This is a genomic window from Pseudoalteromonas sp. KJ63-1 (assembly GCF_055808145.1).
Window position 1 is genome coordinate 3,185,237 of record NZ_CM147855.1, and the last position, 14,697, is coordinate 3,199,933.

General features: G+C 40.1%; 13 protein-coding genes and 2 pseudogenes. 12 read left to right on the top strand and 3 right to left on the bottom strand.

Translation table 11 applies throughout. From position 1 onward, the window contains the following. Window positions 1-36: 36 nt before the first annotated feature. Complete coding sequence (locus AC0L7Q_RS15225) at window positions 37-810, bottom strand: amidohydrolase (RefSeq protein WP_290167342.1); 774 nt, start codon at window positions 808-810, stop codon at window positions 37-39. Between the two features lie 113 nt (window positions 811-923). Between AC0L7Q_RS15225 and AC0L7Q_RS15230 the strand changes: the two are divergent. Beyond that, window positions 924-1,184, top strand: a pseudogene (locus AC0L7Q_RS15230) (class II aldolase/adducin family protein); the annotation flags it as partial. A gap of 15 nt (window positions 1,185-1,199) precedes the next feature. Here AC0L7Q_RS15230 and AC0L7Q_RS15235 read toward each other — a convergent pair. After that, a complete protein-coding gene (locus tag AC0L7Q_RS15235) occupies window positions 1,200-2,681 on the bottom strand; it encodes an FMN-binding glutamate synthase family protein (protein ID WP_413400964.1) in 1,482 nt (493 codons plus the stop codon). Between the two features lie 77 nt (window positions 2,682-2,758). Beyond that, window positions 2,759-4,536: pseudogene (locus AC0L7Q_RS15240) on the bottom strand (DUF885 domain-containing protein). Window positions 4,537-4,858: 322 nt separating this feature from the next. Between AC0L7Q_RS15240 and AC0L7Q_RS15245 the strand changes: the two are divergent. From AC0L7Q_RS15245 to hemB, 11 genes are all read left to right on the top strand, one after another. After that, on the top strand, window positions 4,859-5,815 hold the full coding sequence (locus AC0L7Q_RS15245) for a diguanylate cyclase domain-containing protein (protein ID WP_198522173.1): 957 nt from the start codon (window positions 4,859-4,861) through the stop codon (window positions 5,813-5,815). Between the two features lie 107 nt (window positions 5,816-5,922). Continuing rightward, on the top strand, window positions 5,923-6,678 hold the full coding sequence (ubiE, locus tag AC0L7Q_RS15250; protein WP_413400966.1) for a bifunctional demethylmenaquinone methyltransferase/2-methoxy-6-polyprenyl-1,4-benzoquinol methylase UbiE: 756 nt from the start codon (window positions 5,923-5,925) through the stop codon (window positions 6,676-6,678). A 12-nt stretch (window positions 6,679-6,690) separates the two neighbouring features. Further along, window positions 6,691-7,350, top strand: coding sequence for a ubiquinone biosynthesis accessory factor UbiJ (locus tag AC0L7Q_RS15255; protein WP_413400967.1), 660 nt, complete (start codon window positions 6,691-6,693; stop codon window positions 7,348-7,350). 17 nt (window positions 7,351-7,367) lie between these two features. Further along, a complete protein-coding gene (gene ubiB, locus AC0L7Q_RS15260) occupies window positions 7,368-8,969 on the top strand; it encodes a ubiquinone biosynthesis regulatory protein kinase UbiB (protein ID WP_413400968.1) in 1,602 nt (533 codons plus the stop codon). A 79-nt stretch (window positions 8,970-9,048) separates the two neighbouring features. After that, the gene (gene tatA / locus AC0L7Q_RS15265; protein ID WP_198522170.1) at window positions 9,049-9,309 is read left to right on the top strand and encodes a Sec-independent protein translocase subunit TatA; all 261 of its coding nucleotides are present in this window, start codon (window positions 9,049-9,051) and stop codon (window positions 9,307-9,309) included. A 5-nt stretch (window positions 9,310-9,314) separates the two neighbouring features. After that, entirely contained in the window at window positions 9,315-9,647 is a 333-nt protein-coding gene (tatB, locus tag AC0L7Q_RS15270) for a Sec-independent protein translocase protein TatB (RefSeq protein ID WP_178956769.1), read from the top strand. Between the two features lie 48 nt (window positions 9,648-9,695). Next, window positions 9,696-10,436, top strand: a complete 741-nt coding sequence (gene tatC / locus AC0L7Q_RS15275; RefSeq protein ID WP_008108549.1) for a twin-arginine translocase subunit TatC — start codon at window positions 9,696-9,698, stop codon at window positions 10,434-10,436. Between the two features lies 1 nt (window position 10,437). Beyond that, window positions 10,438-10,947 (top strand): hypothetical protein, encoded by a 510-nt coding sequence (locus AC0L7Q_RS15280; RefSeq protein WP_409424186.1) that lies wholly within the window; start codon window positions 10,438-10,440, stop codon window positions 10,945-10,947. Further along, a complete protein-coding gene (locus AC0L7Q_RS15285; protein ID WP_409424187.1) occupies window positions 10,947-11,732 on the top strand; it encodes a TatD family hydrolase in 786 nt (261 codons plus the stop codon). Before AC0L7Q_RS15280 ends, AC0L7Q_RS15285 begins: the two co-directional genes overlap by 1 nt. Further along, on the top strand, window positions 11,732-13,591 hold the full coding sequence (locus tag AC0L7Q_RS15290) for a sensor domain-containing diguanylate cyclase (protein ID WP_409424188.1): 1,860 nt from the start codon (window positions 11,732-11,734) through the stop codon (window positions 13,589-13,591). The genes AC0L7Q_RS15285 and AC0L7Q_RS15290 overlap by 1 nt, the downstream gene beginning before the upstream one ends. A gap of 12 nt (window positions 13,592-13,603) precedes the next feature. Further along, window positions 13,604-14,611, top strand: a complete 1,008-nt coding sequence (gene hemB, locus AC0L7Q_RS15295; protein ID WP_413400969.1) for a porphobilinogen synthase — start codon at window positions 13,604-13,606, stop codon at window positions 14,609-14,611. The last annotated feature ends 86 nt before the right edge of the window (window positions 14,612-14,697 follow it).

Here is a 14,697-nt window from a genome sequence, read left to right on the forward strand (position 1 = left end):
GCGGCTATTTTAGCACTTTATCGGCTGGGCGCTAATTTATACCAATGCAAAAGCATCGGCATCTAAATGTGCCGGAAATTTAGCTCTAAATTCATTGAGCGGCGCTTTATTTAATGTGATTGTTAGTAATGCTGGCTGGTCATCATTTGCTTTAACCAGTGGCTCACCTTTAAAGTCATACACTGCGGTTCCACCACTGTGCTCAATACCATTACCATCTTCGCCAACCCGATTTACGCCAACCACGTAGCATAGGTTTTCCATTGCTCGCGCCATTAATAAAGTGTCCCACACATTACGCCTTGCCGCAGGCCAGTTGGCAATATTAATCATCACGTCGTAGTCATTGTTATTGCGCTGAAACACCGGAAAACGTAAATCGTAGCAAACTTGCGGTAAAATTTTAAACCCATTGAGCTCAAACACTTTACGGGTTTGTCCTGGCACTACAAATTCACCCTCGTTACCCAAACAAAATAAGTGGCGCTTATCGTAATAGCTCACTTCTCCATTTGGTTGTACCCAATAAAACCGGTTGGCCTTTTTGTCTCCTTGGGTTACCAATACTGAGCCTGCAATCACTGCATTATGTTGTTTAGCTTGTGTTTTAAGCCAACTCAGTACTGAGCCATTTTCAGCCTCACCACAATCAAGGTTAACCGCAAATCCAGTGGCAAAGGTTTCGGGCAATACAATTAAATCTGGTTTATTGGTGATGTTGGCAAGTTGTTGTTCAAACATAGCTAAATTGGCTTTTTTATCGAGCCAATGCAATGAGTTTTGTAATAGTGCTAAAGTTAAAGTTGACATAAAATCTGCGCCGCCTCTATTAGGATTTGATCGTTTTAAGCAAAACATAAACGAATAACTTTATCGCCATTAGGCTGCTTGTATTGCATATCCATCGATTACCACAACAGTGGTCTCATTTAGAAACCTTAAGCATTCCTATTTTTGATAACGGCCAAGATATTGACCGTTTAAGCTTATTAGTTAGCGATCACCATTTGCACTCACCGATTAAATTTGGTGTATTAATTCGCGGTCATGGCTTATATGCAGCTGGCAAAAATATTGCTGAAGTGCGTCGCCACCTAGAAGCACTAGAGTTTTTGTTTAGCTGCGAATTAGAGCGATTAAAAATCACCGGCATTCGAGCGAGCAATACACCTCATCACCGATAACTAACAAGCAAGTATTTAATGGTAATGCTCGTACATTTTATCTAGCGGCTCAGAAAGGCCACTTTCTTGTACTATACGTACATGTTTGCGTTTTAATTCGCGAGCACTGGTAACGCCACAAGAATGTGCAATAAGCCCCGCACCGTAATGGATGTATTTATTATAATTTGCAACTCGCTGCGCTTTATCTTCAACATTCAAACCACGTTGTAAACGTTCATTATGCGTAGTAATTCCTGTTGGGCAAGTATCTTTATTACATTGCATAGCCTGAATGCAGCCTAGTGCAAACATATGCCCTCGGCCAGAAACTACAAAGTCGGCTCCTAGTGCTAATGCCCATGCGACTTTGGAAGGCACAATTAACTTACCCGAAACAATAATTTTAACTCGCTCTCTAAGACCATGTTTCTTTAATAGCTGTATAACTAAAGGAAGGCTTTCTTTAAGCGGTAACCCTACAGAATCTAATAAAGATTGTGGTGCTGCGCCGGTACCGCCATCCGCACTATCAATAGTAATAAAGTCGGGTGCGGACTCAATGCCGCGATGATTAATCTCGGCGAATAAACTTTCTAACCAAGTATATTCACCAATAACCGCTTTAAAGCCTGTCGGTTTACCCGTTGCAGTTCTGATGGTGTTAAGCATGTCTAGAATATCGTTTGGATTTTTTATTTCTGGGTGCCCGTTTGGGCTAATAGAATCCTGCCCTTCGGGTATACCTCTTATTTTGGCAATTTCAGCATTCACTTTTCGCCCAGGTAACATGCCGCCTTTGCCTGGCTTGGCACCTTGGCTCATTTTCAGTTCAAACATTTTAACTGCTGGATGCGCAGCAACGGCTTTTAGCTTTTCTGTGCTTAAATTCCCTTGCTCGTCGCGTACACCGTATTTTGCGGTGCCAATTTGAAATACAATATCGGCGCCACCTTCTAAGTGATACGGACTAAGCCCGCCTTCCCCCGTGTTCATCCAACATCCTGCTAATTTTGCTCCCTTCGATAGTGCACGTACAGCAGGGCTTGATAGCGCACCAAAGCTCATGCCCGATATATTAAATAGCGAATTTGTGGTGTAAGGAAATTTACAGTAAGGGCCAAGAGTTACGCTGCTCGGCGCTAAGGCTTCTTCATCTAAGGTGGGAAATGCACAGTTCATAAACATGACGGTGCCTGTGGTTTCTAAGCTTTGAGTTGAACCAAAAGCGGCCGTGTGATCAACATCTTTAGCCGCGCGGTAGACCCAACTGCGCTCGGCGCGATTAAAGGGCATTTCTTCACGATCGAGGGCAAAAAAATACTGTCTAAAAAACTCACCTTGGCGCTCAAAGAAATAACGAAAACGTCCGATTACGGGATAATTACGCCTAATAGCATGCTTTGTTTGCGTAACATCTCGAATATAAAAAATAGCAATTAATACAACCAGCAATCCCAATGCAACAATAAATAGGCTGGCAAACACATCGATACTGAACATTATAAACTGACTCATTACTTATCCTTAAATGCTAAAAAAGCGTGATGCCATCAAATAACACCACACTTTTATAGTTTCAAAATAATGCGCTTTTAGCTATCTGTTTTTGCTAACTCTGTTTGTATATACAAACGTATTTGCTGCTCAAGCACCGATAAAGGCACTGAGCCATGGCGCAATATTTGATGATGAAACTCACGAATATCAAATTGCTGACCTAATGCTTGCTCAGCCTCTGCGCGCAGACGTTTAATTGTTAACTCACCAATTTTGTAAGACAGCGCTTGTGCTGGCCACGAAATATAACGGTCGGTTTCCGTTTTTACATTATGTAATGAAAGTGCCGTATTATCAGCCATAAAGTTCATTGCACGCTCTCGACTCCAGCCATACATATGCATCCCCGTATCAACTACTAAACGTGCAGCACGCCACATTTCGTAGGTTAAACGACCAAAGTTGCTGTATGGGTCTTGATAAAAACCAGCCTCAACCCCTAAGTACTCTGAATATAACCCCCAGCCTTCACCAAATGCTGATAAATAGGCATCTCGGCGATAGCTAGGTAAGCTTTCAAGCTCTGCATTGAGTGATATTTGTAAATGATGGCCCGGTACGGCTTCGTGCAGCGTTAACGCTTCTAAAGCATAAAGTGGTCGTTTATCTAAAGCGTACGTGTTCACCCAATAAAAACCGGCTTGATCATCACGGCTCGAACCTGAATAGCGCCCAGTAGTGTACTTAGGTGCAATATTGGCAGGCACCGGCGCTACGCCATAGGGTTTACGGGGTAAGGTATGAAATAGTTTAGGTAACTGTGCATCCATTTTTTTGGCAATGTACGCGGCCTCTTTTAATAATTGTTCAGGCGTTGTGGCGTAAAACTGCGGATCAGTACGTAAAAAGTGGATAAATTCTGCAAACGTGCCCTTAAAACCCACCTCTTGGATGACCGCTTCCATCTCACTGCGAATACGCGCCACTTCAGCTAAACCCAGCTCATGGATTTCTTTTGGGGTCATTTGTGTCGTGGTGTAATACTTAGCACGATTTTCATAAAAAGCTTCTCCATTAGGAGTTGACGAAATGCCAATATCACTGCGCGCGCCTGGTAAATATTCGGTATTAAAAAAAGTTAAGTAACCTTTATAGGCTTTAATAACTTGGCTGCTAATAATTGCTTTAGCTTGTTGTTGTAACGCTGCAAATGCACTATCACTTAAGCCAGCGGTATTGTTTAAAAATGGCTTATAAAATTCTGATTTTGTTACATCGTCAACAATGTAGGCAGTAATAGAATCTTGATAGCCAATTAATACCGGTTTGGGTTGAGTTAAACCTACTTCTAAGCCTTTACGCATCCAGCCTATATTTTGCTCAAAAAGCGCGGCACTTGCTGTAATCGCTTTAGGTAGTTTTGATAATCTTGTGCAGTTTTATAATCCGAGCTATTAACAATAAACGATAGGCTTGAATGAAAGCCATACTCTGACGTTAAAGGCATGTAGTGTGCGTTAAATACATATTCATCAACACTATTTTGCACTTGCGCTCGAATAATACTGTAGTTAATTTGATTCTCGTCACTCAGCTTGCTCATATCTATTGAATCTAAATCAGCCAATAACTGAGTGTTTTTTTGATACTGCTGCGCTAAAAAGTCAGCTGATAAGTTAGGAAGTAAATAGCCATCAACACCCTCAGGATTACTGTACGGACTTACATTTTGGCGATGTTTTACGATATTTTCGGCCGTTTGCGTAAATTGCTGATTGGCGTTAATTGTAGTTAGCTGACACGCGCTTAATGAACACATTAAGGTGACACTTAATAAGGAAAGACGCATTTTTTTTGAAAGAGATAAATTCATAGTTATTGAGCTTAGTGACGTTACAGATGTGATAAACCTATCGTAGCCTAAATAAATAGCAAATAAATATACGACCAATTGCAAAAATATACGGTAGTAATCATTTTATTAACTTAAGTTCATTAGAGTAATTGCTCAAAAAAACAACGGTTATTGAAATTATAGCGCCATTTTAGCCAACTACGACTCATTTTACTTTTAAATAACAGATATAATGATTATTGTATCTGTGCTTGGAAGCAAATTGCCTCATTGGACGAGTTTTATAAATCAGCATTTATGCGTATTTGGTTGGTAATTGCAAATGATGTTCCATGATTCCATGGCTATAGCACAAGAAAAAATGACAAAAGTATGTATGTTTTTAGAGCATCATGTTTTGCCTCCTACCCCCTTAAATTTTCAAGTTGTGTATACATACATTAGTAAAATCCATTTTGCGCTTAACAATGCTATTGATGATGCCATAGATGCCCAACAAAATATTGATGAGCTATTTATTGAGCAACTCTATTTTGAATATTTAAATCAGGGTCATAAAACCGAAGTAGCAATGATTGAAAACGTCAATGGCGTGATCAACTCACTATCGCGAAATGCACAGCAAACCGAAAAAAAACTTAACGATTTCGCAGGTCATGTTAATGACTGCTTACATTCTTTAGATGAAAATAATATTGCTAATAGCCGCATCGCCTTAGAAAGACTTAATGAGCAAACGCAGTTACTGTTCTCGCAACAAGCGCAATTTAAACAAGAACTAAGTCAGGCAAAAAAACTACACGAAACAACTAAAAAACAACTCAATACCTTGCGCAAACAACATGTCATTGATCCGCAAACAGGCTTATACAAACGCCATTATTTAACTAAGCAAACACAATTATGGCTAAAACAAGACAAGTCAATTTCAGCAATTGCCATTCAAATTGATAATTTAGAGCATTTTATTAATAACTTTGGTGATGCAATTGGCGAAGTGATTTTAAATAAAGTAGCTAAGCAAGTTCAAAAGTATGTTTCGCAAAGTGGCTTAGCCGGGCGCTCTGCAAAAGACCAATTTATCGTTCTACTTGCTAACATTGAGCCCGAAACAGCTAAATTGATTGCAGAGAAAGTAATAGCTGGGGTCGAAAAGCTACGTTTTATCAGTTCAAAAAGCGATTTAAAACTCCCTCCCATTTCTCTCTCATTAGGGATTACGGAACAACAAGGCGACTTTAACCAACTAGTTAAAAGTGCCTCAAACGCGGCGTTTAAATCACGTGCATCTCAATAGCAAAGCACACTGTTCACACAATAAATTAGCTGATAAATCATATTCAAATTGCACCCTTGGTGCACAATCAAGTACACTAGTCTCTATTACCACGATAGAGATTAATCATGAACGAGAACCCTGAAAAGACCACGCATTTTGGCTATAAAACTGTTGCCGAAACCGAAAAAGCTTCTATGGTTGCTGATGTATTTCATTCTGTTGCGACAAAGTACGATGTTATGAATGATCTCATGTCTTTTGGTATTCACCGTTTATGGAAACGTCAAACAATTGCTAGTTCAGGCATCCGTAAAGGTCATCATGTATTAGACTTAGCCGGTGGTACTGGCGATTTAACCGCAAAGTTTAGCCAACTTGTTGGCGATAGCGGTCAGGTTGTTTTAGGTGATATAAACTCTTCAATGTTAAAAGTAGGCCGTGAAAAGCTGCATAACTTAGGCCTTGTCGGTAACATTGATTACGTACAAATGAATGCCGAAGCCTTACCATTTCCTGATAATAGTTTTGATTTAATTACGATTGCCTTTGGCTTACGTAACGTGACGGATCAAAATAAAGCATTGCGCTCTATGTACCGTATTTTAAAACCAGGGGGCCGTTTACTGATTCTTGAGTTTTCAAAACCAGAGCAAGAGCTTCTCAGCAAGGCGTATGATTTTTACTCTTTCAACATTTTACCTACTATGGGTAAACTCGTTGCTAACGACAGCGAGTCGTACCAATACTTAGCAGAGTCAATTCGTATGCATCCAGATCAAGAAACCCTTAAGGCGATGATGGTGGAAGCAGGATTTGAGCAAGCTACTTATCAAAATCTAACTGGTGGCATTGTTGCCCTGCATCGTGGATTTAAATACTAAGGTTAGTAATTTATGGCGCTTGAAGAACACAGTAAAGAGCAACCGGCTGCAGGTAGTTTTTTTATGCTACCGAGCTTTGTACTTTCGCTCATTGAACAAGTATTAAATCAAGCGCTTAAACTTGACCCGAGCTTACTCGATAAACTAAATGTAGTAGAGCATCAGCGTTTATTGGTTGAGTTTAGAGACTGGCAGCAAAAAATAGCCATTACTTATGCCAATCAGCAGCTACATCTTTACACTGCATTCGAACATGCTGACGCAGACTGTATGATCAGTGCCAATATAGATACGTTATTAGCACTGAAAAACCCGGCCATGCTGACTCAACTTATTCGCCAAGATAAGCTTGATTTACAAGGTGATTTAAACATAGCCCAAAGCTATAGTTCAGCCTTTTCAAGTGTAGACATTGATTGGCCAGAGCAATTAGCAAAACATATTGGCGACGCGCCTGCACAACAACTTTATTTACATTTGCAGTCACTTAAGCAGCAAGGTAAAAAAGCAAAGTCTCAGCTCGACAGTACTTTTATTAGTGTATGCCAAGATGAGCTGGCAATCACTATTCACCCATTAGAGCTTGAGCAATTTAAACAACAAAATAGAGCACTAAAAGGCCAAGTTGCCGCCATTGAGCAACGTATTAACGCCCTAATTAAAGCCCTTTAACGCGCTAAGGATTTTTTGTGTCAACTGCCCGACTGTATTATATAACTAAAACCCTGCTTAGCTTCGGACTTGATGAGCTTATACCTAAACACAAAGTACCCTGGTTTGCTAAAATCACACGTGGCAGCTTGTTTTGGTTACGCAATCAACACAAAGATAAACCCCCAGGCTTAAGACTTCGCTTAGCTCTGCAACAACTTGGCCCTGTGTGGATAAAGTTTGGCCAAATGCTCTCAACTCGACGCGACTTATTACCTCATGATATCGCATTGGAGTTAGCCTTTTTACAAGATCAGGTAGAACCGTTTGAAGGTGAATTGGCACAGAAAATCATCGAAACAGCATTAGAAATAGATAATATTAGCCAGCTATTTAGCGACTTTTCACAAACACCTCTGGCATCGGCTTCAATTGCTCAGGTGCATACAGCTACCCTTGTTGATCCTCAAGGTGAACCGCAAGATGTTGTTATTAAAGTTATACGTCCTAATATTGAACAGCAAATAAATGCCGACTTAGCACTAATGGAAAAATTAGCTAAGGTTGTTGGTAAGTTAATTAACGAAGCCAAACGCTTACGCCCTGTAGAAGTGGTTAAAGAGTATAAAAAAACATTACTCGATGAACTTGATTTAATGCGTGAGGGCGCTAATGGTATTCAATTAAAGCGTAACTTTGAAGGTTCAGAATCACTTTATATCCCTGCAGTATACAGTGACTATAGCCGCAGTAATGTTCTGGTTATGGAACGTATTTACGGTATTCCGGTGTCAGATACTGAAGCATTGATGGCACAAAACACCAATATGAAGCTATTAGCAGAGCGCGGAGTAGAAGTATTTTTTACTCAAGTGTTTCGCGACAGTTTTTTTCATGCGGATATGCATCCAGGCAATATTTTTGTCTCCCGCGAACACCCGCACAACCCTAAATATATTGGTATTGATTGCGGTATTGTGGGAACACTCAATAAAGAAGACAAACGCTATTTAGCTGAAAATTTCATTGCCTTTTTTAACCGCGACTACCGTCAGGTAGCACAGCTACATGTTGATTCAGGCTGGGTACCACCTGATACCAGCATTGAAGAGTTTGAATTTGCTATTCGCACCGTTTGCGAACCTATTTTTAATAAACCACTGGCTGAAATATCATTTGGTCATGTATTGGTTAACTTATTTAATACCGCACGTCGTTTTAATATGCAGGTTCAACCACAGCTCGTATTACTACAAAAAACTTTGCTATATGTTGAGGGCTTAGGTCGCCAGCTATATCCACAACTGGATTTATGGAAAACAGCAAAGCCATTTTTAGAAGACTGGGTTAAACAACAAGTTGGTCCGCTGTCTGTGCTAAAGCAAATGTATGCAAACTTACCGTTTTGGGCAGAAAAAATGCCTGAACTACCCGATTTAATTTATCAAAATTTAAAGCGAGCACCACACTCTCACGTACCTGCAGTTAAAGTTTCACATAAACCATTGGTTTTAGGGTTGTTTAGTAGTGCAGCGATGATTGTCTCAGCTTTATTTTATTTACAACACAACTTAATCGCTGCTGGCGTTGTCTTAAGTTGTGCTGTTATTGGCTTTATAGCGGCATGGCGCCGCGCATAAACTAAGTGCTATTTGCCGCTTTGGGCGTATAATCAGCACTTAACCTTATTATTTTATGGCTTAAAAGCAGGAGAAAACCATGGGTTTTGGTGGTATTAGTATTTGGCAATTATTAATTGTACTTGCAATCATTGTACTTTTATTCGGTACGAAGAAACTACGCGGTATGGGTGGTGATTTAGGTGGCGCAGTAAAAGGCTTTAAAAAAGCCATGTCTGATGACCAAAATACTGAGAAACAAGCCAGCGAAGATAAAGCGGAACAGATACAAAATTCAGCAGAGTCAAAACCTGCCGATATAAATACAACTGACAAAACTAAAGACAGCAACAAGGTTTAACCAGCATGGGAATGTGGGAGCTTGTTGTGGTATTTATTGTCGGCTTGGTGGTACTTGGACCAGAACGCTTACCTGTTGCTATTAGAACCGTAAGCCGCTGGGTAAAAACAGCCAAAGCAATGGCTAACTCAGTAAAAGCGGAAGTAAGTGAAGAGCTGCGTGTAAACGAGTTACATGAAAACCTAAAAAAAGCAGAGCAACAAGGTCTTAAAGATTTAAGCCCTGACCTACAAAACTCTGTTTCTGAGCTGCAACAAGCAGCGCAATCAGTTACTCACAGCTATAAAAAAGATCAAAGCCAAGCCACTAATAACCAATCAACAGATGACTCTAAGTAATTATGGCACTCTCTTTTTTCATGCGCTTAATGCAGGGTATAGAAAACAATGACTGAAGAAGTAAAGTCAGGATTTGTCGCTCATTTAATCGAATTACGTGACCGGCTGATAAAATCACTATTAAGTATTTTAGTGATATTTATTGGTTTGGTTTACTTTGCAAACGATATTTATACGTTTGTGGCGGCTCCTTTAGTCGCTCATTTACCTAGTACTGCCACTATGATAGCAACGGATGTCACCGCGCCATTTTTTGCCCCCTTTAAACTTACGTTGTTTGTTGCCTTATTTGCTGCGATCCCTTGGATTTTACATCAAATTTGGGGATTTATAGCCCCCGGTTTATATCAGCACGAAAAGAAAATGCTCATGCCCATATTAGCTTCCAGTATTTTCTTATTCTATGGTGGCATAGCTTTTTGCTACTTTGTAGTACTGCCAATTATTTTAGGTTTTTTCACCAGTGCAGGTCCTCAAATGATGACCCTAGCACCGGATATCAGTAGCTATTTAGGCTTTGTACTTAAGCTATTTTTTGCTTTTGGTATTGCATTTGAAATCCCAGTTGCGATTATGTTGCTTTGTTGGAGTGGTGCAACAACCACACAAAGTCTAAAAGAGAAACGCCCTTATATAGTGGTCGGTGTATTTGTTGTGGCGATGTTTTTAACGCCACCCGATGTGCTATCACAAACCCTATTAGCATTGCCTATGCTGCTTTTATTTGAGCTTGGCTTAATTTTAGCTAAATTTTATACCGCAAAACCACAACAAGAATCTGAGGAATAATATGAATAAGCATTTACTTTCTTTACTCGCTTTAGCAAGTGTACCGGTTTTAGCCGCAACTCCTATTAATGAGCAAGCGTTACAAGCCTGTAGTTTTATTGAAAACGATTTTAATCGTTTACTATGTTACGACAACACTATCGCGGGAAAATCACTCACTCAACCAGCGCATAAACAACCACAACAATCTGTTAAAGCTAATGTAAAAGCTGACACGGCTGTCGCAACAGCACCTGTGGCTACCAAGGCAAAAGAGTTTGGTTTAGAGCATAAAAACATTACTAAGAATACTGAAGAAACAATTTCATCAACAATAGCTAATGTTAAAAAAGCCCCTTATGGTGAGCTAATTATTACCTTAGAAAATAATCAGCAATGGCGTCAAATTGGTTCAGATAGATTAAGTCTAGACAAAGGTGACACTGTTACTATTAGCCGTGGCGTATTCAACTCTTTTTTACTTAAAAAAGCAGATCAAAACCGCTCAATTCGTGTAAAACGTACTCAGTAATGCAATACACGTTAATTGATGCTGGCGTAAATTTAACTAATCATCAATTTGATGGTCAGCATCAAGAGGTGCTCGCGCGGGCAAAAGAGGTCGGCGTTAAGCATATGCTAATTATTGGCTGCGATATAAGCTCAAGTGAGGAGTCATTTATACTTGCTGCACGCTATGGTCAATATGCTAGCGCTGGTATTCACCCTCATGATGCAAAAACAGCAACCTCTGAACTTGAACAACAGCTCACTAAGCTCGCACAAAATGAGCAAGTTATTGCCATTGGTGAATGCGGACTAGATTACAATCGTGACTTTTCTCCAAGAGATATACAACGTGCTGTGTTTCGTCGTCAACTCGCATTAGCTGAAAAGCTAAATCTGCCGGTTTACTTACACGAACGTGATGCCAGTGACGACATGCTTGCTATTTTAAATGAGTTTACTGTTCGCGGTGTGTTGCACTGTTTTACTGGTGATGCACAAGCACTTGCAAGTTACTTAAAGTTAGGTCTTTATATTGGTATTACCGGCTGGGTATGTGACGAACGACGCGGCAAAGAATTACAACAACTGATCCCTAGCATTCCCATTGAGCGTTTATTAATTGAAACCGATGCACCCTTTTTAATCCCTCGCACTGTTAAACCTAAGCCTAAATCAAGACGAAATGAGCCAGCATTGCTGCATTATGTGTGTGATACACTTGCTCAGCTTTATGGTGTTTCTGCTTGTGAAGTGGCAAAACATACGAGCGACAACTTTAACCGCTTATTTGGATTAGAGAAAAAATAATGCGAACCTTTTGCGCTTTGCTGGTATTCATTATGGTGTTTTATGCATCCTGTTTTCCTGCAAGTGCAATCGAGATAAATAGCGAATTTAATTCAAAAAAAATAGAAGATATTCATTATTCGTTTGCTCCTACCTCATTAGAAGATGCACGACAAAGTAATTTACAAGAATGGCTGCTACTTAATAATAAGCCACTTAATTTAGGCCTCGAGTCTCGGCCTGTGTGGATTCAATTTAAAATTAAAAATCAGTTATCGCAGCCGCTAACGCCCTTACTGTCACTAGACAACCCTCTTTTGAATGATGCTTACCTTGCTCACTTTATGGGTGATAAACTACTCACATCAACTCATATTGGTGATACGCTTGCGCTTTCGCAAAGAGCAATCAAGAGTGAGTCTTTACTAGTCAAGTTAACTCTTCCCGCTAACAGTGAAACTACGGTGTACCTTAAAGTTAATAATGATTCAGGTATCGGGCTGCGCGTACCATTAACACTGTGGCAGCAAGACTCGTTACTAGCTTATAAAAGTATGGTGAATTTACTTTATGGATTACTAATTGGCTTTATTTTTTCTTTAGCGGTGAGTAGTCTGGTTTTATTTGCTTTTTCACGTAAACATTATTTTGCTTATGCTGGTTTAATTACGTTGATGCTCGGCTTCTTTTTAGCTTACTTAGGCGGATTTGGATTTCGTTATGCACCCTCAAGCATAGCAGACCTACAACAGTTAATGCTGCCTATTTTGCTGATGCTGATCACGATATCGTTTCTTCCTTTACAACGCCATGTTTGCACCGCTATTGAGTCTAATTTAGTAAAAGGACAAACAATAATTACCGCACTGTACGCATTAATTATTGTACTTATTTGGTTGCTTCCTACTCCCAGCGTAGCTTTATTTGCTATTTTAAGCATCCCTGTAATTTTAAGTTATCATGTTGTCACAACGTTATTTTATCTACGTAAAAACCCCACTAGCCCCAATAAATCTCTCTTAATGGCGCTTGGCTTCTTTTTAATTGTGGTTATTCATTTTTCCATTGCGTTAACAGGCTTTTACACTGTTACAAGAGCGAGTTTAATGCTTACCTTTGCAGCGTCTTTAGGTTGCTCATTTTGTCTAAGCTATACCGTCATAAAATTGTTTATATTGCAACGCGATGAGCAAGTAACAGCACAGCAAGCATTGATTGCACAAAGCGCCGCACAAGATGCGCTATTAAATGAGCGGATCGAATTACAAGAGCGCACCCGCCAAGAGCTTGAAAGCCAAGTAGATGAACGCACCTTTGAATTACAAGTTACACTTAGAGAGCTTGAAGATAAAAATCATGAACTTGAACAACTCAATATGGAAGATGCGCTGACTGGCATTAAAAATAGACGCTTTTTTGATAAAAAGTTACTTATGGAAATTCGTCGTTCACGCCGTGAACAAACGCCATTGAGTATTATCATGTTAGATATCGACAAATTTAAATCAATTAACGATAACTATGGCCACTTAACCGGCGATCAAGTTATCAGGGCGGTGTCTGATACCATTAAACAACAGCTTAAGCGCCCACTTGACGAAGTAGCGCGTTATGGTGGTGAAGAATTTGTCATTTTACTACCTAACACAGATAATCCAGGCGCACTGATCATTGCAGAGCAAACACGCCTAGCAATAGCAAATAATACTGTAAATGTAGCAGGTACAATTATCGACTTTACCATTAGTGCCGGTGTTTATACTCAAATTGCCGATGACATTCATAACCCTGAACTATTTACTGATTATGCCGATAAGGCACTCTATTTAGCAAAACAACATGGCCGCAATCAAGTGGTTAATTTTTCACCCCCACAGTAGGAGCGTATACTTATGGCCCAATCTGGACTAGACCTTTTCCCATATACTCGCATGCGTAGAATGCGCCGTAACGATTTCTCTCGTCGCCTTATGGCTGAAAATCAGCTGAGTGTTAATGATCTTATTTATCCTGTGTTTGTGCTTGAAGGTAAAAACCGCCGTGAAAGCATTGAATCAATGCCCGGTATTGAACGTTTATCAATTGATTTACTGCTAGAAGAAGCTAAAGAACTGGTAGATTTAGGAGTCCCTGCGCTCGCTATTTTTCCTGTTACCCCTGCAGATAAAAAGTCTCTACTCGCTGAAGAAGCTTATAACGATGATGGCTTAGCTCAAAGAACAGTACGCGCATTAAAAGAAACCTTCCCAGAGCTTGGCGTGATCACCGATGTTGCACTTGACCCATTTACAGTGCATGGTCAAGACGGCATCATTGATGATGCAGGCTATGTGATTAACGACGTCACTACCGAAATTTTAGTTAAGCAGGCGCTATCACATGCAGAGGCTGGCGCAGATGTTGTTGCCCCATCAGACATGATGGATGGCCGTATTGGTGCAATTCGTGAAGCTCTTGAAGCCGATGGCTTTATTCACACCCGCATTATGGCCTATTCTGCAAAGTATGCATCAAGCTACTATGGCCCATTTAGAGATGCTGTCGGTTCTGCGGGTAACTTAAAAGGCGCTGATAAAAAAACATACCAAATGGATCCTGCCAACTCCGATGAAGCAATTCGCGAAGTGGCACTTGATCTTCAAGAAGGCGCTGACATGGTAATGGTTAAACCTGGTATGCCATACCTTGATATTGTTCGCCGTGTTAAAGATGAGTTTGGTGTGCCGACATTCGCTTATCAAGTAAGTGGCGAATATGCGATGCATAAAGCCGCTATTGATAACGGCTGGCTAAGCGAAGAAGCAACCATAATGGAGTCTTTATTAGCATTTAAACGCGCTGGCGCAGACGGCATTCTGACTTACTTTGCTAAGCAAGCTGCTCGCTATTTAAATAAATAATAACGACATATTGATATAAAAGGGCTTTATTGCCCTTTTTTATGTTTAATGGCAGCACATATTTGGCATTTTTACAGCGCCCCCTA

Bases quoted from the DNA above. Each gene is read 5' to 3' on its own strand.
- AC0L7Q_RS15225 (WP_290167342.1), bottom strand. From the start codon at position 810: ATGTCAACTTTAACTTTAGCACTATTACAAAACTCATTGCATTGGCTC.
- AC0L7Q_RS15235 (WP_413400964.1), bottom strand. From the start codon at position 2,681: ATGAGTCAGTTTATAATGTTCAGTATCGATGTGTTTGCCAGCCTATTT.
- AC0L7Q_RS15245 (WP_198522173.1), top strand. From the start codon at position 4,859: ATGGCTATAGCACAAGAAAAAATGACAAAAGTATGTATGTTTTTAGAG.
- ubiE (WP_413400966.1), top strand. From the start codon at position 5,923: ATGAACGAGAACCCTGAAAAGACCACGCATTTTGGCTATAAAACTGTT.
- AC0L7Q_RS15255 (WP_413400967.1), top strand. From the start codon at position 6,691: ATGGCGCTTGAAGAACACAGTAAAGAGCAACCGGCTGCAGGTAGTTTT.
- tatA (WP_198522170.1), top strand. From the start codon at position 9,049: ATGGGTTTTGGTGGTATTAGTATTTGGCAATTATTAATTGTACTTGCA.
- tatB (WP_178956769.1), top strand. From the start codon at position 9,315: ATGGGAATGTGGGAGCTTGTTGTGGTATTTATTGTCGGCTTGGTGGTA.
- tatC (WP_008108549.1), top strand. From the start codon at position 9,696: ATGACTGAAGAAGTAAAGTCAGGATTTGTCGCTCATTTAATCGAATTA.
- AC0L7Q_RS15280 (WP_409424186.1), top strand. From the start codon at position 10,438: ATGAATAAGCATTTACTTTCTTTACTCGCTTTAGCAAGTGTACCGGTT.
- AC0L7Q_RS15285 (WP_409424187.1), top strand. From the start codon at position 10,947: ATGCAATACACGTTAATTGATGCTGGCGTAAATTTAACTAATCATCAA.
- AC0L7Q_RS15290 (WP_409424188.1), top strand. From the start codon at position 11,732: ATGCGAACCTTTTGCGCTTTGCTGGTATTCATTATGGTGTTTTATGCA.
- hemB (WP_413400969.1), top strand. From the start codon at position 13,604: ATGGCCCAATCTGGACTAGACCTTTTCCCATATACTCGCATGCGTAGA.